Source organism: Geodermatophilus poikilotrophus (assembly GCF_900111455.1).
GTDB lineage: Bacteria > Actinomycetota > Actinomycetes > Mycobacteriales > Geodermatophilaceae > Geodermatophilus > Geodermatophilus poikilotrophus.
In genome coordinates this window covers 116,470-138,872 of the sequence record NZ_FOIE01000006.1, presented here as the reverse complement: position 1 = coordinate 138,872, position 22,403 = coordinate 116,470, and the positions used below count along the sequence as shown (strand labels likewise).

At 75.2% G+C, this 22,403-nt stretch carries 28 protein-coding genes; 15 read left to right on the top strand and 13 right to left on the bottom strand.

Annotated features, from left to right (window positions below):
• Nucleotides 1-71 precede the first annotated feature (71 nt).
• From BMW27_RS14775 to BMW27_RS14760, 4 genes are read left to right on the top strand one after another with little or no spacing between them, the layout of a single operon-like run.
• Nucleotides 72-749 carry a phosphatidylserine decarboxylase gene (locus tag BMW27_RS14775; RefSeq protein ID WP_091445389.1) on the top strand — a complete coding sequence of 226 codons (678 nt, stop codon included), beginning with the start codon at nucleotides 72-74 and terminating at the stop codon, nucleotides 747-749.
• 11 nt (nucleotides 750-760) lie between these two features.
• The gene (gene pssA, locus BMW27_RS14770; protein ID WP_091445388.1) at nucleotides 761-1,588 is read left to right on the top strand and encodes a CDP-diacylglycerol--serine O-phosphatidyltransferase; all 828 of its coding nucleotides are present in this window, start codon (nucleotides 761-763) and stop codon (nucleotides 1,586-1,588) included.
• Nucleotides 1,585-2,073, top strand: coding sequence for a GNAT family N-acetyltransferase (locus BMW27_RS14765; RefSeq protein WP_091445386.1), 489 nt, complete (start codon nucleotides 1,585-1,587; stop codon nucleotides 2,071-2,073). The genes pssA and BMW27_RS14765 overlap by 4 nt, the downstream gene beginning before the upstream one ends.
• A 34-nt stretch (nucleotides 2,074-2,107) precedes the next feature.
• On the top strand, nucleotides 2,108-2,890 hold the full coding sequence (locus BMW27_RS14760) for an HAD-IIA family hydrolase (RefSeq protein WP_217638162.1): 783 nt from the start codon (nucleotides 2,108-2,110) through the stop codon (nucleotides 2,888-2,890).
• Nucleotides 2,891-2,969: 79 nt separating this feature from the next.
• Here BMW27_RS14760 and BMW27_RS14755 read toward each other — a convergent pair whose 3' ends face one another.
• Nucleotides 2,970-3,449 (bottom strand): hypothetical protein, encoded by a 480-nt coding sequence (locus BMW27_RS14755; protein WP_091445384.1) that lies wholly within the window; start codon nucleotides 3,447-3,449, stop codon nucleotides 2,970-2,972.
• Nucleotides 3,450-3,571: 122 nt separating this feature from the next.
• Between BMW27_RS14755 and BMW27_RS14750 the strand changes: the two genes are divergently transcribed.
• Complete coding sequence (locus tag BMW27_RS14750; RefSeq protein ID WP_091445382.1) at nucleotides 3,572-4,594, top strand: diacylglycerol/lipid kinase family protein; 1,023 nt, start codon at nucleotides 3,572-3,574, stop codon at nucleotides 4,592-4,594.
• 339 nt (nucleotides 4,595-4,933) lie between these two features.
• Nucleotides 4,934-5,185, top strand: coding sequence for a WhiB family transcriptional regulator (locus BMW27_RS14745; protein WP_091445755.1), 252 nt, complete (start codon nucleotides 4,934-4,936; stop codon nucleotides 5,183-5,185).
• 95 nt (nucleotides 5,186-5,280) lie between these two features.
• Here BMW27_RS14745 and BMW27_RS14740 read toward each other — a convergent pair whose 3' ends face one another.
• Entirely contained in the window at nucleotides 5,281-6,765 is a 1,485-nt protein-coding gene (locus BMW27_RS14740; protein WP_091445380.1) for a sensor histidine kinase, read from the bottom strand.
• Between the two features lie 179 nt (nucleotides 6,766-6,944).
• On the opposite strand from BMW27_RS14740, the gene BMW27_RS14735 reads away from it, so the two are divergent.
• On the top strand, nucleotides 6,945-7,451 hold the full coding sequence (locus BMW27_RS14735; RefSeq protein ID WP_091445378.1) for a GNAT family N-acetyltransferase: 507 nt from the start codon (nucleotides 6,945-6,947) through the stop codon (nucleotides 7,449-7,451).
• A 67-nt stretch (nucleotides 7,452-7,518) separates the two neighbouring features.
• On the opposite strand, the gene BMW27_RS14730 is transcribed toward BMW27_RS14735, so the two are convergent.
• Together BMW27_RS14730 and BMW27_RS14725 are read right to left on the bottom strand one after the other, a co-directional pair.
• A complete protein-coding gene (locus tag BMW27_RS14730; protein WP_175486521.1) occupies nucleotides 7,519-7,770 on the bottom strand; it encodes a biotin/lipoyl-binding carrier protein in 252 nt (83 codons plus the stop codon).
• Nucleotides 7,771-7,801: 31 nt separating this feature from the next.
• On the bottom strand, nucleotides 7,802-8,842 hold the full coding sequence (locus BMW27_RS14725; protein ID WP_091445376.1) for a biotin carboxylase N-terminal domain-containing protein: 1,041 nt from the start codon (nucleotides 8,840-8,842) through the stop codon (nucleotides 7,802-7,804).
• A gap of 228 nt (nucleotides 8,843-9,070) precedes the next feature.
• Between BMW27_RS14725 and BMW27_RS24625 the strand changes: the two genes are divergently transcribed.
• On the top strand, nucleotides 9,071-9,145 hold the full coding sequence (locus tag BMW27_RS24625) for a 50S ribosomal protein bL37 (RefSeq protein WP_014377707.1): 75 nt from the start codon (nucleotides 9,071-9,073) through the stop codon (nucleotides 9,143-9,145).
• A gap of 112 nt (nucleotides 9,146-9,257) precedes the next feature.
• On the opposite strand, the gene rsrA is transcribed toward BMW27_RS24625, so the two are convergent.
• Nucleotides 9,258-9,605: a mycothiol system anti-sigma-R factor gene (rsrA, locus tag BMW27_RS14720; RefSeq protein ID WP_091445374.1), complete on the bottom strand. Its 348-nt coding sequence runs from the start codon at nucleotides 9,603-9,605 to the stop codon at nucleotides 9,258-9,260.
• The gene (locus tag BMW27_RS14715; protein ID WP_281244767.1) at nucleotides 9,602-10,312 is read right to left on the bottom strand and encodes a sigma-70 family RNA polymerase sigma factor; all 711 of its coding nucleotides are present in this window, start codon (nucleotides 10,310-10,312) and stop codon (nucleotides 9,602-9,604) included. The genes rsrA and BMW27_RS14715 overlap by 4 nt, the downstream gene beginning before the upstream one ends.
• Before the next feature lie 216 nt (nucleotides 10,313-10,528).
• On the opposite strand from BMW27_RS14715, the gene ybaK reads away from it, so the two are divergent.
• Nucleotides 10,529-11,002, top strand: coding sequence for a Cys-tRNA(Pro) deacylase (gene ybaK, locus BMW27_RS14710; protein WP_091445370.1), 474 nt, complete (start codon nucleotides 10,529-10,531; stop codon nucleotides 11,000-11,002).
• A 150-nt stretch (nucleotides 11,003-11,152) separates the two neighbouring features.
• On the opposite strand, the gene BMW27_RS14705 is transcribed toward ybaK, so the two are convergent.
• Both BMW27_RS14705 and BMW27_RS14700 read right to left on the bottom strand, forming a co-directional pair.
• Complete coding sequence (locus tag BMW27_RS14705; protein WP_091445368.1) at nucleotides 11,153-12,703, bottom strand: fused MFS/spermidine synthase; 1,551 nt, start codon at nucleotides 12,701-12,703, stop codon at nucleotides 11,153-11,155.
• A 1-nt stretch (nucleotide 12,704) separates the two neighbouring features.
• Entirely contained in the window at nucleotides 12,705-13,451 is a 747-nt protein-coding gene (locus BMW27_RS14700) for an SOS response-associated peptidase (RefSeq protein WP_091445365.1), read from the bottom strand.
• Nucleotides 13,452-13,584: 133 nt separating this feature from the next.
• Here BMW27_RS14700 and BMW27_RS14695 point away from each other — a divergent pair, with 133 nt between their 5' ends.
• From BMW27_RS14695 to BMW27_RS14680, 4 genes are all read left to right on the top strand, one after another.
• A complete protein-coding gene (locus BMW27_RS14695; protein ID WP_091445364.1) occupies nucleotides 13,585-15,048 on the top strand; it encodes an NAD-dependent succinate-semialdehyde dehydrogenase in 1,464 nt (487 codons plus the stop codon).
• 42 nt (nucleotides 15,049-15,090) lie between these two features.
• Nucleotides 15,091-16,371, top strand: coding sequence for a 3-phosphoshikimate 1-carboxyvinyltransferase (gene aroA, locus BMW27_RS14690; protein WP_091445362.1), 1,281 nt, complete (start codon nucleotides 15,091-15,093; stop codon nucleotides 16,369-16,371).
• Complete coding sequence (gene rsgA, locus BMW27_RS14685) at nucleotides 16,329-17,387, top strand: ribosome small subunit-dependent GTPase A (protein ID WP_091445361.1); 1,059 nt, start codon at nucleotides 16,329-16,331, stop codon at nucleotides 17,385-17,387. Before aroA ends, rsgA begins: the two co-directional genes overlap by 43 nt.
• Before the next feature lie 85 nt (nucleotides 17,388-17,472).
• Nucleotides 17,473-17,904: a VOC family protein gene (locus BMW27_RS14680; RefSeq protein WP_091445359.1), complete on the top strand. Its 432-nt coding sequence runs from the start codon at nucleotides 17,473-17,475 to the stop codon at nucleotides 17,902-17,904.
• A gap of 97 nt (nucleotides 17,905-18,001) precedes the next feature.
• Here the strand turns inward: BMW27_RS14680 and BMW27_RS14675 are convergent, their stop codons facing one another.
• Nucleotides 18,002-18,538, bottom strand: coding sequence for a DUF2087 domain-containing protein (locus tag BMW27_RS14675; protein ID WP_091445358.1), 537 nt, complete (start codon nucleotides 18,536-18,538; stop codon nucleotides 18,002-18,004).
• A 52-nt stretch (nucleotides 18,539-18,590) separates the two neighbouring features.
• On the opposite strand from BMW27_RS14675, the gene BMW27_RS14670 reads away from it, so the two are divergent.
• Both BMW27_RS14670 and BMW27_RS14665 read left to right on the top strand, forming a co-directional pair.
• Nucleotides 18,591-18,770, top strand: a complete 180-nt coding sequence (locus BMW27_RS14670; protein ID WP_091445356.1) for a DUF2795 domain-containing protein — start codon at nucleotides 18,591-18,593, stop codon at nucleotides 18,768-18,770.
• Nucleotides 18,771-18,792: 22 nt separating this feature from the next.
• The gene (locus BMW27_RS14665) at nucleotides 18,793-19,599 is read left to right on the top strand and encodes an inositol monophosphatase family protein (RefSeq protein WP_091445354.1); all 807 of its coding nucleotides are present in this window, start codon (nucleotides 18,793-18,795) and stop codon (nucleotides 19,597-19,599) included.
• A gap of 68 nt (nucleotides 19,600-19,667) precedes the next feature.
• On the opposite strand, the gene BMW27_RS23465 is transcribed toward BMW27_RS14665, so the two are convergent.
• The 4 genes from BMW27_RS23465 to BMW27_RS14650 all read right to left on the bottom strand — a co-directional run bounded on the left by BMW27_RS23465 (nucleotide 19,668) and on the right by BMW27_RS14650 (nucleotide 22,355).
• Nucleotides 19,668-19,832 carry a hypothetical protein gene (locus BMW27_RS23465; protein ID WP_175486520.1) on the bottom strand — a complete coding sequence of 55 codons (165 nt, stop codon included), beginning with the start codon at nucleotides 19,830-19,832 and terminating at the stop codon, nucleotides 19,668-19,670.
• A gap of 221 nt (nucleotides 19,833-20,053) precedes the next feature.
• Complete coding sequence (locus BMW27_RS14660; protein WP_091445352.1) at nucleotides 20,054-20,557, bottom strand: XdhC family protein; 504 nt, start codon at nucleotides 20,555-20,557, stop codon at nucleotides 20,054-20,056.
• Nucleotides 20,554-21,342 carry an alpha/beta fold hydrolase gene (locus tag BMW27_RS14655; protein WP_091445351.1) on the bottom strand — a complete coding sequence of 263 codons (789 nt, stop codon included), beginning with the start codon at nucleotides 21,340-21,342 and terminating at the stop codon, nucleotides 20,554-20,556. The genes BMW27_RS14660 and BMW27_RS14655 overlap by 4 nt, the downstream gene beginning before the upstream one ends.
• Nucleotides 21,339-22,355 carry an aldo/keto reductase gene (locus BMW27_RS14650; RefSeq protein WP_091445349.1) on the bottom strand — a complete coding sequence of 339 codons (1,017 nt, stop codon included), beginning with the start codon at nucleotides 22,353-22,355 and terminating at the stop codon, nucleotides 21,339-21,341. Before BMW27_RS14650 ends, BMW27_RS14655 begins: the two co-directional genes overlap by 4 nt.
• Nucleotides 22,356-22,403 lie beyond the last annotated feature (48 nt).

Below are 22,403 nucleotides of genomic sequence, written 5' to 3'. Positions count from 1 at the left end.
CACGACCCGGTCGTCTCCCGGACACCGACCGGTCGTGACGTGCGACTGCTCCCCGGTACCGTCTGACCTCGATGCGTATCGACCCGGCCGGGTGGCCGTTCATCACCGGGCCCCTGGCACCCGCCGCCCTCTTCGCCGCCGCCGGGCGGGCCAGCGGCCGTCGGAGCCTCCGACTCGCCGCCTGGCCCTTCGCCCTCCTGGCGACCTACATGGCGCTGTTCTTCCGCGACCCCGACCGGCGGTGCGACGTCGAGCCGCCGGCCCCCGACGACGTCCTCTCCCCCGCCGACGGCGTGGTGATGGTCGCCGGAGAGCCGCAGGAGGGCGTCGCTCCGGAACCCGCCCCCGAGGGCGGCTGGCAGCAGGTCAGCGTGTTCCTGTCCGTCGTCGACGTGCACGTCAACCGCTCGCCGTACCACGGTGAGGTGGTGGAGAGCTCCTACCGCAGGGGCAGCTTCCTGGCCGCCTACCGCAAGGAGTCGGCGCACCGGAACGAGCGCAGCGAGCTGTGCCTGCGCGACGGGGACCGCACCGTGGTCTTCCGGCAGATCGTCGGCGTGCTCGCCCGCCGCATCGTGACCCGCACCGGCGTCGGCCGGCGGCTGGCGACCGGCGAGCGGATGGGCTTGATGAAGTTCGGCTCCCGCATGGACGTCTTCGTCCCCCGCGACTGCGCGGTGCTCGTCCGGGTGGGCCAGCGGGTGCGCGGCGGCGAGACCGTCATCGCCCGCTGGTCCGACGCTCGCTGAGGAGGCCCTCGGTGCCCAGCTCCTCGTCCGGCGCCCGCCTCCCGCAGACCCGGCGGACGGCGACCGTCGAGTTCGTCCGCGGATCGGTGCGCGGCACCCGGCGACGGGCGCTGGCGACGCTGCCCAGCCTGTTCACGCTGGCCAACATGATGTGCGGCTTCGTCGCGATCCTGGTCTCCATCCGGGGCCAGTACGCGCTCGCCGCCGTCCTGGTCGGGCTGTCGGTGGTCCTCGACATCGCCGACGGGGCGGTGGCGCGGCTGGTCGGGGCGGTGACGCCCTTCGGCCTGCAGTTCGACTCGCTGGCCGACCTGGTGTCCTTCGGGCTGGCCCCGGCGGTGGTCGCCTTCACGCTGTTCTCCGAGGGCCGCGATGCCTGGGACCCGCTGGGCTGGGTCGCCTGCGGGCTGTGGGTGGCCTGCGCGGCCATCCGGCTGGCGCGCTTCAACACCACCATCGACCCGACCGCGGACAAGCGGTACTTCACCGGCATGCCGAGCCCGGGTGCCGCCGGGGTCGTGCTGGCCTCGGTCTTCGCGTTCGGTGACCAGATGCAGGGCCGGGAGCGGCTGTGGGTGCTGCTCATCGTCGCCGTCCCGGCGCTGCTGATGGTCAGCACGATCCGCTTCCGCTCGTTCCGCTCGCTGGTCAGCCCGAAGAGCGGCCGCCCCTACGGGCTGGTCGCCGCGGCGCTCGCCGTCGTCATCGGGTTCGCGTTCGTGCCCGTCGTGACCGGCTGCGCACTGGCCTACGGCTACCTGCTGGCGCCGGTCCTCGTGCCGGTGCTCTCCCCCCTGGGCCGGTTGGTGCCGGCCCGGCTCAAGGAGCTGCTCACGTGAGCGTCCGGCCCGTGGCCCCCGACGACGTCGCCGCCCTGGTGGACCTGGTGCGGGAGCTGGCCGGGTACGAGGAGGCCCCGCACGAGGCCCGGATGACCGAGGAGCAGCTGTCCGCGGCGCTGTTCGCCGAGTCCCCCGGGCTCTTCGGTCACGTCGCCGAGGCCGGCGGGCAGGTCGTCGGGATGGCGCTGTGGTTCCTCACCTTCTCCACCTGGCGCGGCACCCACGGCATCCACCTCGAGGACCTCTACGTCCAGCCGCAGCACCGCGGCAGCGGGCTGGGCCGGGAGCTGCTGCGCACGCTGGCCGACCTGTGCCTGCAGCGCGGGTACAGCCGACTCGAGTGGTCGGTGCTGGACTGGAACACCCCCTCGATCGAGTTCTACGAGGCGGCGGGTGCCGTGCCGATGGACGGGTGGACGGTCTTCCGGCTCACCGACGACGCCCTGACCGACTTCGCGGCCGACCGCCGCGGGCTCCGCTGAGCAGGACCGCGAGGGGGTCGGCAGGATCACCGGGGTGAGCATCGACCGCAAGCCGGCGGAGTGCTGGCTGACCGACATGGACGGCGTCCTGGTGCACGAGGGCCTGGCACTGCCCGGCGCCGCCGACTTCCTCGACCGCCTGGTCGCGGCGGGCCGGCGCTTCCTGGTCCTCACCAACAACTCGATCTTCACGCCACGGGACCTCTCGGCGCGGCTGGCGCGGTCGGGCCTGCAGGTCCCCGAGGCGTCGATCTGGACCTCGGCGCTGGCGACCGCGGACTTCCTGTCCACCCAGCTGCCGAACGGCTCGGCCTACGTCATCGGCGAGGCCGGCCTCACCACCGCGCTGTACGAGGCCGGCTACACGCTCACCGACACCGAGCCGGACTACGTCGTCCTCGGCGAGACCCGCACGTACTCGTTCGAGGCCATCACGCGGGCCATCCGGCTGGTCGGCGCCGGGGCCCGCTTCATCGCGACCAACCCCGACGTCACCGGCCCCTCACCCGAGGGCCCGTTGCCGGCCACCGGCTCGGTCGCGGCGATGATCACCCGCGCCACCGGCTCCGAGCCGTACTTCGTCGGCAAGCCCAACCCGATGATGTTCCGCAGCGCCATGAACCGGATCGAGGCGCACTCCGAGTCGACGGTGATGATCGGCGACCGGATGGACACCGACGTCGTCGCGGGCATCGAGGCCGGCCTGGACACCATCCTGGTGCTCACCGGTTCGACCCGGGCCTCCGACGTGGCGCGCTTCCCGTTCCGGCCGGGCCGGGTGCTCGACTCGATCGCCGACGTCGTCGACCTGGTCTGAGAGAGGACCCCGTCCTCCTCACCGCTCGCGAGCTCGCGGTGAGCCTCTGGACGGGGCCGGGGAACGGCGGGGTCCTCCGTCAGCGCTCGAGGAACGCCAGCCGGGCCTCGGGTGTGGCCAGGAGGTAGAGCTCGGTGGCCGCCAGCGCCAGGACGGGGACGCCGACCAGCGGCGCCCCCGCGGACGCCGAGTAGAAGCCGAAGAGCCCCAGGAACAACTGCATCGTGACGACCGGCGCACGCGTCCACTGCGCGACCCGCGCGAGCCCGGCAGCGGCAGTGCCGAGCAGGGCGGCGCCGAGGCCGACCAGCACGACCTCGGCCAGCGCCCGCCCGACGTCGTCGGGGGTCGAGGTGATGGTGAGCACGAGCAGCCAGAGCGAGACCGCGGCCAGCGCCGCGGCCTCCACCCCGGCGACCAGCGCCGCCCGGCGCACCGCGGGCGGGGCGGCCTGGTGCTGCCGCCCGGGGCGCGGGGGCGCCGGCTCGGCGGCGCCGCCGAGCAGCCGCTCCGCTCGCCGGCGGTCCCGCGGCGGCCTGGCTCCGGACTGCTCGGTCACGACCGGGAGGGTACGCGCCGGCGCACCGGCGGGACGGCGTCCCGGAGCACCGCCACCCCTGACCGGGCAGCCGCCGCGCGCCAGCGCCGGGGTGGGGCGCGTCGCTGGCTAGCCTGACTGTCATGCGCGCGCTCGTGGTGGCCAACCCCGCGGCGACGACGACCAACCGCGGCGTGCGCGACCGCGTGCTCACCACCCTGGCCGGCGAGCTGCAGGTCGAGGTCGCCGAGACCACGCACCGCGGGCACGGCAGCGAACTGGCCCGCAAGGCGTGCGTCGACGGGGTCGACGTCGTCCTCGCGCTCGGCGGCGACGGCACGGTCAACGAGGTGGTCAACGGCCTGCTGCACGACGGTCCCGGCGAGCACGTCCCGCCGCTGGCCGTGGTGCCCGGGGGCTCGACGAACGTCTTCTCCCGCGCGCTCGGTCGAGCCCGGGACCCGCTGGCCGCGACCCGCGAGGTCCTCGACTCGCTGCGCGTCGGGCGCACCCGGCAGATCTCACTGGGCACGGCCAGCGCCCGCGGCGCCACCACGGCGCCGGCCCGGTTGCCCGACCCGAAGCTGGCGCAGTCCGCGGCCGACGCCGGGGCCGCGGCGCACCCGGAGTGGGGCGAACCGCGCTGGTTCGCCTTCTCCGCCGGCCTGGGCTTCGACGCCGACGTCATCGGCCGGGTGGAGGCCCACCGCGCCCGCGGCCTCCGCTCCACCGGCCTGCTCTACGTGCTGGAGGCGACGGGCGCCTTCGTGTTCGGCCGTGAGCGCCGGGACCCGGCCATGTCGATCGAGCTGGCCGGCGAGCCCGCCATCGACGGGTTGTTCCTGTGCCTGGTCTCCAACGTCTCGCCGTGGACGTACCTGGGCGCCCGGGCGGTGAACCCGACGCCGGACGCCTCGTTCGACAGCGGCCTGGACGTGTTCGCGCTGGGCCGGACCGGCATCGCCCGCATGCTGCAGCACGTCCGCGAGGTGTTCGCCGCGCGGCCCGACGTCCGCGGCGACGGCGTGCACCGCTGGCACGACCAGGCCGAGCTGACCCTCACCGCGCACCGGCCGCAGGGCTGGCAGCTCGACGGCGACCACCTCGGGACGGCGACCGGGCTGCGGGTGCGCAGCGTGCCGTCCGCACTCACCGTCGTCGCCTGACGCGCGGGGACCGCACGGTTCCGGTATCGTGCACTTGACCTGCGGTTTCATGCACGGGACGAGACGGTTGTCAATGCAGCGCGCGGGAGGGCCGTCTGGTCGAGTGGCGGCTCTATCATGCCCGTGGTGAGCTTGCTCACGAGGGGTCGACCGATGCCCTCGTTCTGCTTGACAGGTGCCCTCGCCGTGAAAACATCGCGGTAGGAAAGCAACCTGTCGGTAACACATGCATGAAGTCGCTGTGCCATGGCGCTGGTCACCCCGGTGCCGGCCTGCGGATCGGTCCGAGGCCGGCGACGACTGCACCACACCGTAGACGACATCGAGGAGATCACGGCCATGGACTGGCGCCACCGCGCGCTCTGCCGCGACGAGGACCCGGAGCTGTTCTTCCCCATCGGGACGACCGGCCCCGCCCTCGTGCAGATCGAGCAGGCGAAGGGTGTGTGCCGGCGCTGCCCCGTCGTCGAGTCCTGCCTGGACTGGGCGCTGCGTTCGGGGCAGGACTCCGGCGTCTGGGGCGGACTCTCCGAGGACGAGCGGCGCGCGCTCAAGCGGCGCCAGGCTCGGACCCGCATCCGCACCGCCTGACACACCGCACCACTGCACCGCCACGAGGCCGGTCCGGAGTTCTCCGGACCGGCCTCGTCGCGTCGTCGGGGCCCTCCCCGCCCCGGCCGGCGGGTCTACCGGCGCAGCCGTGCCGCGCCGGGCAGGGTGAGGACCACCTCGGTGCCGGTGCCACCGTCGCCCGGGCGCCCCATGGCGAGGCTGCCGCCCAGCTCGCTGGCGACCAGCGTGCGCACGATCTGCAGGCCCAGCCCGTCGCTGGCGGAGAGGTCGAAGCCCTCGGGCAGACCCCGCCCGTCGTCCCGCACCCGGACCACCAGGTCGTCGCCGTCCCGCTCGGCCACCAGCTCGATGCTGCCCGGGCTGCCGTCGGGGAAGGCGTGCTCGGCGGCGTTGTGCAGCAGCTCGGTGACCACCAGCACCAGCGGGGTGGCGGCCTCCGCCGGGAGCTCGCCGAACTGGCCGACCCGCCGCGTCCGCGCCGCCGGACCCACGGAGGTCAGGTCACCGAGCATCGGCAGCACCCGGTCCAGGACGTCGTCGACGTCCACCACGTCCTCGCGGCTGCCGGCCAGCGTCTCGTGGACCACCGCGATGGACGACACCCGCCGCACCGACTCCTCCAGCGCCTCGCGGACCGCGGGTTCGGTCATCCGGCGCGCCTGCAGCCGCAGCAGCGCGGCCACCGTCTGCAGGTTGTTCTTCACCCGGTGGTGGATCTCCCGGATGGTGGCGTCCTTGGTCAGCAGCGCGCGGTCCCGCCGGCGGAGGTCGGTGACGTCGCGCACCAGCACCAGCGCACCCGCCTCGGCGCCGGGTGCCTGCAGCGGCAGCGCCCGCACGAGCAGGGTCGCCGCCACGCTCTCGACGTCCATCGGGTCGGGGAACCGCCCGGCCACCGCGGCCCGGATGCCGGCGGCGACCGCCTCGCCGCCCACCCGGTCGGCCGCGGCGTCCCGGGTGAGGCGGGCCAGGTCGGCGCCGACGACGTCCCCGGTGACCCCGAGACGGCGGTAGGCCGACAGCGCGTTGGGGCTGGCGTAGACCGCGCGGCCGTCGGCGTCCAGCCGCACCAGCCCGTCCCCCACCCGCGGGCTCAGCTCGCCGTCGAGCGGCTTCTGCGGCGGGAAGGTGCCGGCCGAGACCATGAGGCAGAGGTCGGCGGCGATGTCGAGGTAGGTCAGCTCCAGGGTGGACGGCGACCGGGTCACCGCCAGGTTGGTGTCCCGCGCCAGGACGGCGACGACGACACCGTCGTGGCGCACCGGGACGACCTCCCGCCGCCGCGGGGTGCTGCCCGACCAGTCCGGCTCCCCCTCGGTCACCGGGCGGCCCTCGCGGTGGGCGACCAGGAACGGCCCGGCGGCCGGCCCCTCCACCTCCGAGCCGACGAGGTCCTCGGGCTGGCTGGTGGGTGCGGTGAGCGGGCGCACCTGCGCGACGCACCACCACGCGCCGGTGCGCAGCGGCACCCACAGCGTCAGGTCGGCGAAGGACAGGTCGGCGAGCAGCTGCCAGTCGGCGACCAGCCGGCGGGCGTGGTCGACCTGGGCCGGCGCCGAGGCGGAGCCGCGGGTGAGGCGTTCGGAGAGGCTGTTCATGGTGGCTCCGAGGGTATGAGAGAGGACTCCCCTGCCCCCCACCGTGGAAGGACCCCGTCCTCCCACCTCTCGTACGCTCAGGGTGGGACCCGGGGCGCGGCCGGCGGCGGGGCCGCTACCGGGGGGGCCGCCGGGCTCGCGGGGGTGGGTGAGGCCGGAGCCCGCTTAGGCTCGTCGTCGTGTCCTCGTCCCCCGACGCACCGGCCCGGGCCGTCGACCGCGCCCGTCCCGACGACTTCGCGCGGATCGGGCAGCTCACCGCAGACGTCTACGTGGGCGGTGGGCTGGCCTCCGCCGCGTACGGCGAGCAGCTGCGCGACGTCGCCGGGCGGGCCGACCGGGCCGAGCTGCTCGTCGTGCGGGACGACGAGGGTCGCGTGGTCGGCAGCGTCGCGCTGGTCCTCGAGGGCGACTTCGGCGAGGTCACCGAGTCCGACGACGAGGCGGCGTTCCGGATGCTGGTCGTCGACCCGGCCGTGCAGGGCCGCGGCATCGGTGAGCTGCTGGTGACCGCCTGCCTGGAGCGGGCGCGGACGGCCGGCAAGCGGCGCGTGGTCCTGTCCACCGACCGGCGGATGACGACGGCGCAGCGCCTCTACGAGCGGCTGGGGTTCACCCGGCTGCCGGAGCGCGACTGGGAGCCTGCGCCCGGCATCGACCTGCTGGTGTACGTCAGGGAGCTGTGAGGCGGCTCCGTCGGCCCCCTGCAGGGTCCCGCCGCGAGCCTGCGAGTGGCGGGGGGCAGGGGGTCCTTCAACCGTCGACCGTGGCGATGAGGTCGCCCTCCTGGAGCACCTCGCCCTCGACGACGTGCAGCTCGCGGACGGTGCCCGCCTGCTCGGTGAGGACGGGGATCTCCATCTTCATCGACTCGAGGATCACCAGGGTGTCACCGGCGGCCACCTCGCTGCCGGGCTGCACGAGCACCTTCCACACGCTCGACACCATCTCGGCGTGGATCTCCTCGACCACCACCAGCACCTCCTCGACCGTCCTGCCGCCCATCCTGGCACGCGCCCTGTCCCGGGAACCCGCGTCAGGCCTCTGCGGCACCGCCGGACGCCAGCCGCTCGAGCACCGCGCACACCTCCGGGCCGTCGTGCGGCACGCCGACCTCGGGCACGGCGTTGAGCACGTCCCTGACGGCGCGGGCCGCGGTGACGGTCTCCCGGGCCCCGGCGCTGACGGTCGCCAGCAGGGCGTCGTACCAGCGGTCCAGCCGGTCCCCGGGGTCGTAGCCGCTCACCGCCACCACGTCGACGCCGCGCGCTCCGCCGGTGAGCCGGCCCGACCGCGGCAGCCGACCGGTGATCCGACCACCCTGACCCGGGGGCAGGGTGGACCGCAGCTGGACGGCCACCGCCCGCCGCGGCGGCGCGCCCGTCCCGGCATCGGCGGCCGACGCGCCCGTCGCGCTGCGCAGCGCGAGCTCGACGGCGTCCACGCCGTACGCCCGCTCCAGCACCGGCGTGTCCAGGGAGAAGCCGGCCGCCACCTCGGCGAGCTCGCCGTCCGGGGCGATGCCGACGGTGACCAGCCCGCGCCAGCCGATCTCCGGCAGCCGCTTGGCCGCCGGAGGCAGCTCGAACGGCTCGTCGGGGGTCCAGGAGACCCGGGCGATGCCGGCCGCGCGGTCGCGGGACACCGGGGTCGTGCAGCGCAGGCCGCCGTCGCTGACCAGGGCGAGGAAGCCGCGCTCGCTGGCCGGCTCGACGCCGTCCCCCCCGAGCCGCTCGAGCACCGCGGCGGAGGGACCGACCCAGGTGAGGCCGGCGGCCACCACCGCACCGGCGAGCCGGGCGTTGCCGGCCAGTGCCGGGGGCACCGGGAGGACGGCCTGCACACCGCTGCGGCGGGCGGCCTCGACGATGCGGTCCACGGCCAGGTAGGACTCCGCGGCCGGCGCGGGGCCGAGCAGGATCGCGTCGTCGGCCAGCCGCACGTGGCGGGCGGAGCGGTCGGCCTCGGAGTGGACGGCGACCGTCTTCACGCCCAGGCGGGAGCAGGCCGCCACCACCGCGCACGCAGCCGGCCCTCGGCCCGCCACCAGCACGCTCTCGATCCCGACGTGTGCCACGTCCCGAACCGCCTTCCACCGACCTCGGCGTCGTTCCGCTCCCCAGCCTGACCCGTCGCCCCGCGGGACCGCCACAGGGGGGGTGGTGCCGCACCGGCTCGTGAGAGGCTGGGGGTCCAGCCTGACGGGTCTCCCCGGGGTCGCAGCACCGCACGCGCCCCGAGTCACCCAGAGGTGTCCAGGGGCCCGCACCGGGTCCGCAGCAGCAACGAGGGAAGGAGGGCGGCGATGTCCAAGCGTGGACGCAAGCGGCGCTCCCGCAAGGGGAACAAGGCCAACCACGGCAAGCGCCCCAACGCCTGACGGAGGACCCCTGCCCCCACCGCTCGCAGGCTCGCGGCGGGGCCCGGCAGGGGGCCGTGCGCGAGAGGCCCAGAACCCGGCGGGTTCTGGGCCTCTGGCGTACGTGGGTCCGTCAGGCGGTGGCGGGGCGCTCCTGGGTGCGCTCCACGCTGATCCGCTCGACGCTGACCTGGGTGCCGTCCTCCTCGAAGGAGACGCTGGTCAGCTGCAGCCTGATCCGGTCCCGCAGCCCCGGGGGCGGGGTGTCGCCGCCGCAGCGGCGGCGCACCAGGGCCTTGAACTCCTGTTCGATGCCGAACTGGCGCAGACAGGGCGAGCAGTCCTCGAGGTGCTCGGCGATGACCTGCCGCCGCGCGGGTTCGGTCTCGTGGTCGAGGAACTCGAACACGTGGGACAGGACGTCGTCACAGGAGTCGACCGAGATCGGCTCCTCCGCGTCCGGACGCTGGTCGCTGGTCACGAACGGCTCGCCCCCTCCCCGGCACCGGCCCGGACGAAACCGCGCTCCCGGGCGTAGTCGGCCAACAGCTTCTGCAGCCCGCGGCGCCCGCGGTGCAGGCGGGACATCACCGTGCCGATGGGCGTGCCCATGATCTCGGCGATCTCCTTGTAGGCGAACCCCTCGACGTCGGCGAGGTAGACCGCCAGGCGGAAGTCCTCCGGCAGCTGCTGGAGGGCCTCCTTGATGTCGGAGTCCGGCAGGTGGTCCAGCGCCTCGATCTCGGCCGAGCGCAGGCCGCTGGAGCTGTGCTCCTCGGCGGCGTACAGCTGCCAGTCCTGCACCTGGTCGGTGGGGTACTGCTGCGGCTGCCGCTGCTTCTTGCGGTAGCTGTTGATGTAGGTGTTGGTCAGGATCCGGTACAGCCAGGCCTTGAGGTTGGTGCCCTCGGCGAACTGGTGGAAGGCCGAGTAGGCCTTGACGAACGTCTCCTGCACCAGGTCCTCGGCGTCGGCCGGGTTGCGGGTCATCCGCAGAGCCGCCGGGTAGAGCTGGTCGAGGTAGGGCAGCGCGTCGCGCTCGAAGCGGGCGTCGCGCTCGGCACGGGTCTCGTCGACCTCCGTGCGGCTGCCGCCCTCGCGCGCCTCGGGCACCTCGACCGGCGAGGTCTCCTCGACGGCGTCGGTGGTCGTGGTCTCGGGCGTGCGGTCCGCGGACTCCTCAGGCACCGACCGTCCTCTCTGCGGCGCCCGGACGCGGGCCACCACCTCCGACGATCCTAGCCGCGCGGCCCCGGGCCGGCCCGGGGGCCGCCGGAGCGCGGGGCGCTGGCGGGCGCTGGTGGAGAGGGTGCTGCTCACGCCCGGTCCAACCGTGCAGGCCGCGGTCCCCATTCCCCACGGCCGCGGACGCGGACGCGGTCGTCACAACTAGGCTGCGGCGCCGTGGCGGCGACCCCGGCGGTGCGGGCTCTCGAACGGGCCCGGGTGGCCCACACCCTGCACCCGTACGACCCCGAGCACCCCGCCGACCAGGGGCACGGCGAGGCGGCGGTGGCCGCGCTCGGCGCCGACCCGCGGCAGGTGTTCAAGACGCTGGTCGCCCGGGTCGACGGCGCACTGACCGTCGCGGTCGTCCCGGTCGCCGGCAGCCTGGACCTCAAGGCGCTCGCCGCGGCCGCCGGGGGCCGGAAGGCGGCGATGGCCGACCCGGCCGACGCCGAGCGGACCACCGGGTACGTCCTCGGCGGCATCAGCCCGCTCGGTCAGCGCAAGGCGCTGCCGACGGTCGTCGACGAGTCGGCGCTGGCCTTCCCCACCGTGATGGTCAGCGCCGGACGGCGGGGCCTGCAGGTGGAGCTGGCGCCGGCGGACCTGGTGCGGCTGACCCGGGCACGCACCTCCGCGATCGGCCGGTGAACGTCGACGCCCCCGACGCCCCGGACGATCGTGGACCCGCGGTGGCGACGCGCCGTCCATCGTGGGTGCGTCACCACCGCGGCTCCGTGACCACCGCCAGGGTGCGGGCGCAGGTGTGCGTGGCCGGCCCGGGCCTGAGCGGCCCGGGCCTCAGCTGGCCGGTGCGGCGTACGGGGTGAGCAGCTGGTCGACCGGCGCGTGGTCGTCGGTGAGCACCTGCGCGTCGCCCGCGAGGACGGCCACCTCCTCGGCGGAGGCGACCTGCCAGGTGGAGTCCTGGGCGAGCAGCGCCCGGGCCAGCGCCGTCTCCTCCGGCGGCCGGTGCGAGGCGACGGCGACCAGGTTGCCGCCGTCCTCCCCGTCGAGGACAGGGGCGCGGGCCAGCAGGAGGACGTGCGGCCAGACCTGTCGCATGGTGGCCAGCTCGGCGCGGACGAAGGCCAGCGGCGGGTGGTCGATGAGGTTGGCCACGTAGACGCCGTCGTCGGTCAGCGCGCGGTCGACCAGCCCCAGGGCCTCCACGGTGGTCAGCTGCCAGGGCACCGACAGGCCGCCGAAGGCGTCGCCGACGACGAGGTCGCGGGTGTCCGCGTCCTCCTCGGCCAGCCCGACCCGGGCGTCGCCGACCCGCACCTCGAGGTCGGCGGACTCGACCAGCCCCAGCTGCTCGCGGTCGATCTCCACCACGCCCGGGTCCACCTCGAGCACGCGGCTGACCGTGCCCGGGCGCACCTCGGCGAGGTAGCGCGGCACGGTCGCCCCGCCGCCGCCGAGGTGCAACGCCGACAGCGGCTCGCCCGCCGGGGCCATCGCGTCGGTGACCGCCGCGATCGCCCGGACGTAGTCGAACTCCACGTGCGTCGGGTCGGCCAGGTCGACGTAGGAGTGCCGCAGCGTGTCCAGCACCAGCACCCGGCCGCTGTCGCGCTCGGGGTCGGCGGCCACCCGCGCGCAGTGGTAGGCGGTCTCGGCCTGGCAGCGGCTGGGCGCGACCGCCGCCAGCAGCGAGCCGGCCACGGCCAGCAGGAGCAGCGCCGCAGGCACCCGCCCGGCCGCGCCGCCGGTCCGTCGCCGCAGCAGCACACCGACCGTGATCCCCGTCAGCACGGCGACCAGGCCGGTGCCGACGAGGATGCCGCTGGTCGGGAAGACCGCGACCAGCAGGAAGCCGGTGAGGAAGGTGGCCGCGATGCCACCGAGGGTGCCGATGCCCGACAGCCGGCCGACCACCGAGCCGGTCTCGGCGAGGCTGGCCAGTTGCAGCTTGACCACCATGGGCGGCACCGCCGACAGCAGCGCGGCGGGGACGACGACGGCGACGGCGGCCAGCAGCAGCACGCTGCCGGCGTCGGCGCCGGTGAGCACCGACCCGGCGAAGCGCACCAGCGGCAGGACGGCGACGACGAGTGCACCTCCGGCCACCAGCAGCGGCGCGATCAGCCGGCGCGGGTCGGTGCGGTCGGCCAGCGCGCCGCCAGTCCACGCGCCGACGGCGATCGCTGCGAGCGCGAAGCCGATGACCGCGGTGTTGGTCTGCAGGGTGATCCCGACGTAGGGGGCGATCAGCCGCAGCCCGGCGATCTCGAGCACCAGCACGGCGCCGGAGGACAGGAAGGTGACGACGGCGGCCACCCAGTCGGGCAGCGCGGCCGAGCGGCTCCGGTCCCCGGTCTCGGCCAGGGCCTCCTCGGTGCCGGCCACCTCAGAAGAGCGCGGGCTGGTCGGCCGGGGCGGCGACCGACTCGACGCGGGCGGTCAGCTCGACGCCGTTGTGCTTCACGCTGTTGACCGACGGGCTCACCGGCCGCAGCTCCAGGCCCTCCACCAGCTCCGGCGGGGTCGGGGCGGCCAGCTCGGCGACGTCCTCCCGGGCCGGGTCCAGCCAGTCGGCCCAGCGGTCGCGGGGCAGCACCAGCGGCATCCGGTCGTGGATCTCGGTGAGCGCCCCGACGGCCGGCTCGGTGATGACCGTGCAGGTGTACAGCCGGTCGTCGCCCTCCCCCCAGACCTCCCACAGTCCGGCGAAGGCGAGCACCGAGCCGTCCCGCGGGGTCATGTAGTAGGGCTGCTTGCCGGGACCGTCGAGCTTCTTCGCCCACTCGTACCAGCCGTCGGCCGGCACCAGGCAGCGCCGGGAGCGGGCGGCGCGGCGGAAGGCCGGCTTCTCGGTCAGCGACTCGACGCGGGCGTTGAGCATCCGGTTGCCGATCGACGCGTCCTTGGCCCAGGAGGGCACCAGGCCCCAGCGGACGGCGCGCAGCTCGCGGTGCGCGGCACCGGTCGGCGCCCCCTCGGCGTCGCGCTCCCGCTTGGTGCGGACGACGTACACGTCCTTGGTCGGGGCGACGTTGTAGTCGGCCGGCAGCGGGGACTGCCCCTCGGCCGGGACCGCCTCGAACTCCAGGACGAGGTCCTCGGGACGGCGGCTGGCGGCGTAGCGGCCACACACGGTGGTACCTCCCGGTCGGGGCCGGCTGATGCGGTCACCTGCGACTGTAGGCCGGGCCGGGGACGGTTCCCGGCGGCGGGAGACGGGCAGGCCGGGTCGACGTCCCGACTCCCGGGAGACGAGGATCACGCACGTGACCGCGACCCAGAACCCACCGACCGAGCACCCCAAGACCGCCAGCGAGTCCGGCGAGCGCCGCTACGCGACGGTCAACCCCTTCACCGGCGAGACGGAGCAGGAGTTCGACTTCACCCCGACCGAGGAGATCGACGGGATCATCGAGCGGGCGCACGCCGCCTACCAGGAGTGGCAGCAGCGCCCGGTCGAGGACCGCGCCGCCGTCGTCCGGCGGGCCGCGGAGCTCATGGACGAGCGCCGCGAGGACCTCGCGAAGCTGATCACCACCGAGATGGGCAAGCGGCACGACGAGGCCACGGGCGAGCTCTACCTGTGCTCGATGATCCTCAAGTACTACGCCGACAACGGCCCCGGCTTCCTCGAGCCCCAGCCGATCCAGCCGCTGATGGGCAAGGGCGAGGCGGTCGTCGAGACCCGCCCGATCGGCGTCCTGCTGGCCATCGAGCCGTGGAACTACCCCTTCTACCAGGTGGTCCGGGTGGCCGGCCCGAACCTGGTGCTGGGCAACACGGTCATCCTCAAGCACGCCGAGATCACCCCGCAGTGCGCGGTGGCGATCGAGCAGCTGTTCACCGACGCCGGGGCTCCCGAGGGCGTCTTCACCAACACCTTCCTGCGCATCGCCGACGTCGAGCAGGTCATCGCCGACCCGCGCATCCAGGGCGTGACGCTGACCGGCAGCGAGCGGGCCGGCAGCGCGGTCGGCGCCCTGGCCGGGAAGCACCTGAAGAAGTCGGTGCTGGAGCTGGGCGGCAGCGACCCGTTCATCGTGCTCGACGCCGAGGACCTGGGTGCCACCGTCAAGGCCGCCACCATGGGCCGGATGCAGAACACCGGCCAGGCGTGCACCGCGTCCAAGCGGCTGATCGTGACCGAGGAGCTCTACGAGCCCTTCGTCGAGGGCCTCAAGCAGGCGTTCTCGACCTTCGCCCCCGGCGACCCGGCCGACCCGTCGACGTCGCTGGCCCCGCTGTCCTCGGAGCGGGCGGCGCAGGACCTGCACGCGCAGATCCAGGACGCCATCGACAAGGGCGCGACCGTGGTCGCCGGCGGCAAGCGGCCCGAGCACCCGGGCGCGTTCGTGGAGGCCACCATCCTCACCGACGTCACCCCGGAGATGCGCGCCTTCCGCGAGGAGCTGTTCGGCCCCGCGGCCGTCGTCTACAAGGTCAAGGACGCCGACGAGGCCGTGGCGCTGGCCAACGACAGCGACTTCGGCCTGGGGGCCACCGTCATGAGCAGCGACCTCGAGCGCGCGCGGGCGGTGGCCGAGCGGCTCGAGGCCGGCATGGTGTGGATCAACCAGCCCACCGGCTCCTCCCCCGAACTGCCCTTCGGCGGGATCAAGCGGTCCGGCTACGGCCGCGAGCTGTCCGAGCTGGCGGTGTTCGAGTTCGCCAACCGGCGCCTGGTGCGCACGGTGCCGGTGAAGAGGGCCGACCGGCCGGTCGGGGGCTGAAGCGCGCACGGTGCGGTGCCGCCGACCGGGCAGGATGGACGCATGAGCCAGGTCTGGACGACGCCGCACCGCGCGACCCCGGTCGACGCGGTCGTGGCCCTGCCCGGGTCCAAGTCGCTGACCGCCCGGGCACTGGTCCTGGCCGCGCTCGCCGACGGCCCGAGCCGGCTGGTCCGGCCGCTGCGGGCCCGGGACACCGACCTGATGGCGGCGGCGCTGCGCGCCCTGGGCGTCTCGGTCGACGAGGACGGCGGGGACTGGGTCGTCACCCCCGGCGGGCTGCGCGGCCCGGCCGAGGTGGACGCCGGTCTGGCCGGCACCGTGCTGCGGTTCCTGCCGCCGGTCGCCGCGCTGGCCGACGGCCCGGTGCGGGTGGACGGCGACCCGCGCCTGCGCGAGCGTCCCAACGCCGGGCTGGTCGCCGCACTGCGGGACCTCGGCGTGCAGGTGGACGACGGCGGGCGCGGCCGGGCGCCGTTCACCGTGCACGGCACCGGGCGGGTGCGCGGCGGCGCGGTCACCGTGGACGCGAGCGAGTCCTCGCAGATCGTCTCCGGGCTGCTGCTGGCCGCGGCCCGGTTCGACCGCGGGGTCGACCTCGCCCTCGCCGGCGGGGTGCCGTCGATGCCGCACGTGGAGATGACCGTCGAGTCGCTGCGCGAGCGGGGCGTCGACGTCGTCCGCACCGAGCAGGGCTGGCGGGTCGCCCCCGGCCCGGTCGCCGCGCGGGACGAGGTGCTGGAGCCCGACCTGTCCAACGCGGCTCCCTTCCTCGCGGCCGCCCTGGTCACCGGGGGGCGGGTGACGGTCCGCGACTGGCCCGCGGAGACGACGCAGCCCGGCGGCCGGCTGGACGCGCTGCTGGGCGCGATGGGGGCGCACGTCGAGCGCACCGGCGAGGGGCTGCGGGTGACCGGCAGCGGGACCGTCCGCCCGCTGGTCGCCGACCTCGGCGAGGTGGGTGAGCTGACGCCGGTGCTGGCGGCGCTCTGCGCGCTGGCCGACGGCACGTCCCGGTTGACCGGCGTGGGCCACCTGCGCGGCCACGAGACCGACCGGCTGCAGGCGCTGGACGAGGTGCTGACGTCCGTCGGCGCCCGCGTCGAGCAGCTGCCCGACGGCCTGGTCGTCGCACCGGGGCCGCTCCGGGCCGCGCGGCTGGGCAGCTACGCCGACCACCGGATGGTGCACGCCGCGGCCGTCCTCGGGCTCGCCGTCGACGGCGTCGAGGTCCGCGACCCGGGCGCGGTGAGCAAGACGCTGCCGGACTTCGTGGACCGGTGGAACGCGATGCTGGCGACGCCCGCCGGAGCCCTGCCCTGAGTCCCCGCAGGCACGACGCCCGGTCGGACGAGGACGACGTCCGGGTCCGGCCCAGCCGGCGCGGCTCCCGGCCGCGCACCCGCACCCGGCCGACCCACTCCGACGCCGTCCCGGGCCTGGTGGTCGCCGTCGACCGCGGCCGGATGACGGTGCGGATCGAGGGCCCCGACGGCGTTCCGCTCGAGGTGACCGCGATGCGTGCCCGCGAGCTCGGCCGGCACGGCGTCGTCGTCGGCGACCGGGTGCGGCTGGTCGGCGACACCAGCGGCCGGCCGGACTCCCTCGCCCGCATCGTCGTCATCGAGGACCGGACGACGTCCCTGCGCCGCACCGCCGACGACACCGACCCCACCGAGCGGGTCGTGGTGGCCAACGCCGACCAGCTGGTCATCGTCACCGCGGTCGCCGACCCCGACCCCGCGCTGGGCTTCCTCGACCGCTGCGTGGTGGCCGCCTACGCCGGGGGGCTGGAGCCGCTGCTCTGCCTCACCAAGACCGACCTGGCCAGCCCCCAGCCGCTGCTCGACCGCTACGCCGGCCTGGACGTCGACGCCGTCCCGATGTCGCGGGAGGCGCCGCTGGACGCGCTGCTGGAGCGGCTGCACGGGCGGATGAGCGTGCTCGTCGGCCAGTCCGGCGTCGGCAAGTCCACGCTGGTCAACCGGCTCGTCCCCGACGCCTTCCGGGCCACCGGCGACGTCAGCAAGGTCGGCAAGGGCCGGCACACGTCGTCCTCGGCGGTGCTGCTGGACCTGCCCGGCGGCGGCACCGTCATCGACACCCCCGGCATCCGCTCGTTCGGCCTGGCGCACGTGACCGCCGAGGACGTCGTCGCGGCCTTCGACGACGTCGCCGAGGCAGCGGTCGACTGCCCGCCCGGCTGCGGGCACACCGCCGAGGACCCCGACTGCGCACTGGACGCCTGGGCCGACGCCGGCCCAGGCGCCCGCCGGGAGCGGCTGGAGAGCCTGCGGCGGCTGCTGGAGGCCGTCGGCCAGCTCGGCCCCGGCTACTGAAAGGACCCTCCTGCCCCCGCCACTCGCGCGCTCGCGGCGGGACCCTGCAGGAGGGCCGCTCACGGGGGTCACCACGGAGGTCACGATGAAACAGCAGGTCCACGTCACCACCCTGGCCACCGCCGACCTCGAGGCCGCACGCCGGTTCTACGTCGAGGGCCTGGGCTGGCGCCCACTGCTCGACGTCCCCGGCGAGATCGTCTTCTTCCAGATCGCCCCGGGCACGGTGCTGGCCTTCTTCGAGGCGGGGAAGTTCGCCCAGGACCTCGGCCGCGGCCCGGGCCGGCCGGAGGTCTCCGGCGTGACGCTGGCGCACAACGTGGCCGACCGGGACGCCGTCCGCGCGGTCGTCGACGCGATGTCGGCGGCCGGGGGCACGGTGCTCACCGCTCCGGAGGAGGGCGCCTTCGGCGGGGTCTTCCACGCGCTGGTGGCCGACCCCAACGGCGTCGTCTGGGAGGTCGCGCACAACCCGGGCTGGTCGGTCGACGCCGACGGCACCGTCCGGCTCGGCTAGCGCAGGCACCGGGTGCCCAGCACCGAGTGGCGACCTGCCGTCGTCCCAGCGGTCGGGAGACCACGACGCCCCGCCGCTCGACGGCGGGTCGGGGACCTCAGACGTCGACCCAGCCGCCGCTGCGCCAGTAGAGGCCGGCCTCGCGGGTGAGCAGACCCTCGTCGACCAGGTGGCGGCGCAGCGCGGCGGTGTCCGGGTGCCAGACCGCCAGCAGCGCGTTGACCTCGCGCTCGGGGTAGCGGATGCCGACGTCGAAGACCCGCACCAGGTGCTCCAGGACGATGCGCCGCTTGCTCTGCTGCGCCGGGATGGACACCAGCCGGCCGTCGCGGACGAACGCCGACAGGACGGCGTCCTCGGCGGGGTCGTCGGACAGCGGCTCGGGCGGCGGAGCGGCCTCGGCGGCGGCGCGCGCCGCGGCGCCGAAGCGCTCGGTCAGCAGCTCCAGCTCGTGCCGGTCGCGGCGGACCAGGCCCGCCCGGCCCAGCCGGCGCGCGGCGAGGGCGACGTCCTTGAGCGGCAGCCCGGTGACCTCGGCGACCTGCTCGATGGTGTCCGCGCCCAGGGCCAGGGCGGCGACGACCTTGAGGCGGGTGGGGTCGGCGAGCAGCCCGGCGATCGTCGCGGCGTGCACTCCCCGACGGTATCCGCGCATCGGCCGCGGTGGACGCGGGTAGGCCGGGGTCATGGTGAGCCCCATCGACATCCAGAAGGCCCTCAAGGGGATGGACTACCCGGCCACGAAGGAGCAGATCCTCGAGCACGCCAAGAGCGGCGGCGACAAGGACGTGCTCGACGCGCTCAACAAGATCGACGACCGGGAGTACGAGGGACCCAGCGGGGTCAGTGCCGCGGTCTTCGACTGAGCGCCCGCTAGGTTCGGTGCCCATGACACCGGGCCGGGACTACACGGGGGACATGCACCTGGCGCACGTGCTGGCCGACCAGGCGGACTCGATCAGCCTCGACCGCTTCCGTGCGCTGGACCTCCAGGTCGACACCAAGCCGGACCTCACGCCGGTCACCGACGCCGACCGGGCCGTGGAGGAGCAGCTGCGCATCACGCTGGCCCGCGCGCGGACCCGCGACGCGGTGCTCGGCGAGGAGATGGGCGCGACCGGCCACGGCCCGCGGCGCTGGGTGCTCGACCCGATCGACGGGACCAAGAACTTCGTACGGGGCGTGCCCGTGTGGGCCACCCTCATCGCGCTGTTCGACGGCGACGAGCCGGTCGTCGGGCTGGTCTCGGCGCCGGCGCTCAACCGCCGCTGGTGGGCGGCCAAGGGCGTCGGCGCCTGGACCGGCCGGCGGCTGGAGTCGGCGACCCGCTGCACGGTCTCGGGCATCGGCGAGCTGGCCGATGCGAGCCTGTCGTACTCCAGCCTCGCCGGCTGGGAGGAGCGCGGGCTGCTCGGCGGCTTCCTCGACCTCACCCGGTCGGTGTGGCGCACCCGCGCCTACGGCGACTTCTGGAGCTACGTGCTGCTGGCCGAGGGGTCGGTGGACGTGGCCTGCGAACCCGAGGTCTCGGTGTGGGACCTCGCCGCCCTCGACGTCATCGTGCGGGAGGCCGGCGGCGCGTTCACCGACCTCACCGGCGTCCCAGGGCCGGCCGGCGGCAGCGCTCTGGCCACCAACGGCCTGCTGCACGACGCCGCCCTCGGCCGGCTGCGCCCGCCCGACCAGGCAGCCTGAAGAAGGACCTCCCCGCACCCCGCCACTGGCAAGCCCGCGGCGGGACCCGCAGGGAGGCCACCCTGCACCTAACGGCCGCGGCCGCCCTGGAACCGGCGACGGGCGTCGTCGATCTTCGCCCGGGTCTTCGGGTCCTTGGCCAGCTGCTGCGCCTTGTCGGTGGCCTGCGCGATGACCTGCCGGCCCTTCGGCGTGTTCGCGAACTGTGCCAGCTTGCTGAACAGCGACGCCATCCCTGGGTCCTCCTCGCGTCGTCGGGGCGGCGGCTCCGCCCTCCTGACCGGGTCAACGCAGCTCCCCTGAGGGTCGTTCCGCGGACGACTCCGGCCCGGGCGAGCGCAACCGCCAACCCGCTGGTGCCGTCGTCGGCATCGGGCAGGACGCCCGTCACGCGCCCCCTCCGCCGGCGCTGTCGACCCGTGGCCGAGGGTCCTGCGCATCCGCGCGAGCCCGCTCACGTCGGGCGGTGGGCGAACCCGCCGCTGCGGCCGTTGCGGTCGGCCAGCAGCCCGGCGAGCGTGCTCAACGCGATCTCGGCCGGGGTCCGCGAGCCGATGTCCAGCCCGATCGGCCGGTGCACGCGGGCGACCTCCTCCGGCGGCACGCCGAGGACGGCCAGCGCCGCGACGTGCGGTCCCTCGTGGCGCGGGTTGCCCATGACGCCGACCCAGCGCACCGGCCGGGCCAGCGCGTCGCGCAGCACCTCGCCGAGCTCGGGTCGGTGGTGGTCGGTCACGATGACGTCGGCGTCGACGAGCTCGCCGTCGACCTCCGCGAAGCCGCCGAGGTCCGCGCCGCGTGCGGGGTCGGGGTCGAGCAGCCGGGCGCGGAAGCCCAGCTCGGGTGCCCAGCGCAGCAGCACCTCGGCCACCGGCGAGGCGAAGACCGCGACCAGCACCCGGCCGGTGGCCTCGTCGGCGGGCGCACCGTGCGCCACCCCGCAGCCCGGGTCGGTCACGACGCCTCCCCGAGGAAGTCGGCCAGCGCCGTGGCGAAGGCCGGCGTCCGGAGCGTGGTCGAGTGGTCGCCGGGGACGACGGTCACCCGGGCACCGGGGATGGCCGCGGCGAGCGCCTCCGGGCGGGCCGCCAGCGGATCGGCGTCGCCGGCGAGGACGAGCGTGGGCGCGGTGATCGCTGCCAGGTCCACCTCGCGGGTGTGCACGGCGCGGGCGTGCGCGGCCAGGGCGTGCCGGTCGGCGGCGAGGGCGTCGGCCATCCGGCGGAAGGCGACGGTGGCCGGGTCGCGCACGTCGGCGACGTCGGCCGTCTCCAGCGCGGCGGCCAGCCCGGCCATGAGGACGCGGTGGCGCTCGGCACCCCCCGGCTCGACGAACGCGGCGCCGGCACCACCCACCACCAGCCGGCGCACCCTCCGGTCGGCGGCTGCGGTCAGCATCGCGACCGTCGCGCCCATCGAGTAGCCGGCCAGGTCGAAGGAGTCGTGGCCGAGTGCGTCGGCCACCCGTCGCAGGTCGTCGGCCATCCGGAGCTCCCCGTAGGCGGCGGGGTCGTGCGGCTTGTCCGACCGCCCGTGCCCGCGGGCGTCGACGCCGACGACCTCCCGCCCGGCCGACAGGAGGACACCGACGGTCCCGGTGCCGACCCAGTTGAGCCGGGTGTCCGCGACGAAGCCGTGCTGGAGGTAGACCGGCGGCAGGTCACCGGGGGCGCCCCACCGGTGCACGGCGACCTCGACGCCGTCGGCGCCGGGCACCCGCCGCCTCGTCGCCGGCACGGTCACGCCGCGCGCTCCGGGCTGTCGCCGTACGCGTAAGAGCTGTCGACGTAGCGCCCGCCCTGGGCCACCCCGGGCGGCGCGATGTCGCCGAGCCGCGCGAGGTCGTCGTCCGAGAGCTCGACGGCGGCGGCCGCGACGTTCTCCTCCAGGTAGCTGCGCCGCTTGGTGCCGGGGATCGGCACGACGTCGTCCCCCTGGGCGAGGACCCAGGCCAGCGCCAGCTGGCCGGGCGTGCAGCCCTTCTCCTCGGCCAGCGCCCGGACCGCGTCGACCAGCCGGAGGTTGGCCGCGAAGGCCTCGCCGGTGAAGCGCGGGTGGCCGCGGCGCCAGTCGTCCTCGGCGAAGTCCTCCGGGCTGCGGATCGCGCCGGTCAGGAAGCCGCGGCCCAGCGGGCTGAACGGCACGATGCCGATGCCGTGCTCGCGGGCGACACCCAGCACCTCGGCTTCCAGGTCGCGGGTCCACAGCGACCACTCGCTCTGCAGCGCGGCGATCGGGTGGACGGCGACGGCGCGGCGGATCGACGCGGCGCTGGCCTCCGACAGCCCCAGGTACCGGACCTTGCCCTGCTGCACGAGCTCGGCCATCGCGCCGACGGTGTCCTCGATCGGCACCGTCGGGTCGACCCGGTGCTGGTAGTACAGGTCGATCACGTCGACCCGGAGCCGGCGCAGGCTGGCCTCGACGCGGGCCCGCACGTTCTCCGGGCGGCCGTCGATGTCCATGCCCCCGCGGTCGTTGCGCGAGAGCGAGAACTTGGTGGCCAGCTGCACCTCGTCCCGCCGTCCGGCGATCGCCTCCCCCACCAGCTCCTCGTTGTGCCCGTCGCCGTAGACGTCGGACGTGTCGAGGAAGGTGACGCCGAGGTCGAGCGCGCGGTGCACGGTCGCGATCGACTCGTCGCGGTCGGCCGCGCCGTACATCTGGCTCATGCCCATGCAGCCGAGGCCGAGGGCGGGGACGACCAGGCCGTCGCGGCCGAGCGTGCGGGTACCGACAGGAGAGGGAGAGGTCACCCCGGCATCCTCGTCCCGCCCCTCGGGAGCCCGCCACCGCCCGGCTAA

Excerpts from the sequence above, each read along its gene's own strand:
- BMW27_RS14775 (WP_091445389.1), top strand. The coding sequence starts at position 72 with ATGCGTATCGACCCGGCCGGGTGGCCGTTCATCACCGGGCCCCTGGCA.
- BMW27_RS14750 (WP_091445382.1), top strand. The coding sequence starts at position 3,572 with ATGCGCGCGCTCGTGGTGGCCAACCCCGCGGCGACGACGACCAACCGC.
- BMW27_RS14745 (WP_091445755.1), top strand. The coding sequence starts at position 4,934 with ATGGACTGGCGCCACCGCGCGCTCTGCCGCGACGAGGACCCGGAGCTG.
- BMW27_RS14740 (WP_091445380.1), bottom strand. The coding sequence starts at position 6,765 with ATGAACAGCCTCTCCGAACGCCTCACCCGCGGCTCCGCCTCGGCGCCG.
- BMW27_RS14730 (WP_175486521.1), bottom strand. The coding sequence starts at position 7,770 with ATGGGCGGCAGGACGGTCGAGGAGGTGCTGGTGGTGGTCGAGGAGATC.
- aroA (WP_091445362.1), top strand. The coding sequence starts at position 15,091 with ATGAGCCAGGTCTGGACGACGCCGCACCGCGCGACCCCGGTCGACGCG.
- BMW27_RS14680 (WP_091445359.1), top strand. The coding sequence starts at position 17,473 with ATGAAACAGCAGGTCCACGTCACCACCCTGGCCACCGCCGACCTCGAG.
- BMW27_RS14670 (WP_091445356.1), top strand. The coding sequence starts at position 18,591 with ATGGTGAGCCCCATCGACATCCAGAAGGCCCTCAAGGGGATGGACTAC.
- BMW27_RS14665 (WP_091445354.1), top strand. The coding sequence starts at position 18,793 with ATGACACCGGGCCGGGACTACACGGGGGACATGCACCTGGCGCACGTG.
- BMW27_RS23465 (WP_175486520.1), bottom strand. The coding sequence starts at position 19,832 with ATGGCGTCGCTGTTCAGCAAGCTGGCACAGTTCGCGAACACGCCGAAG.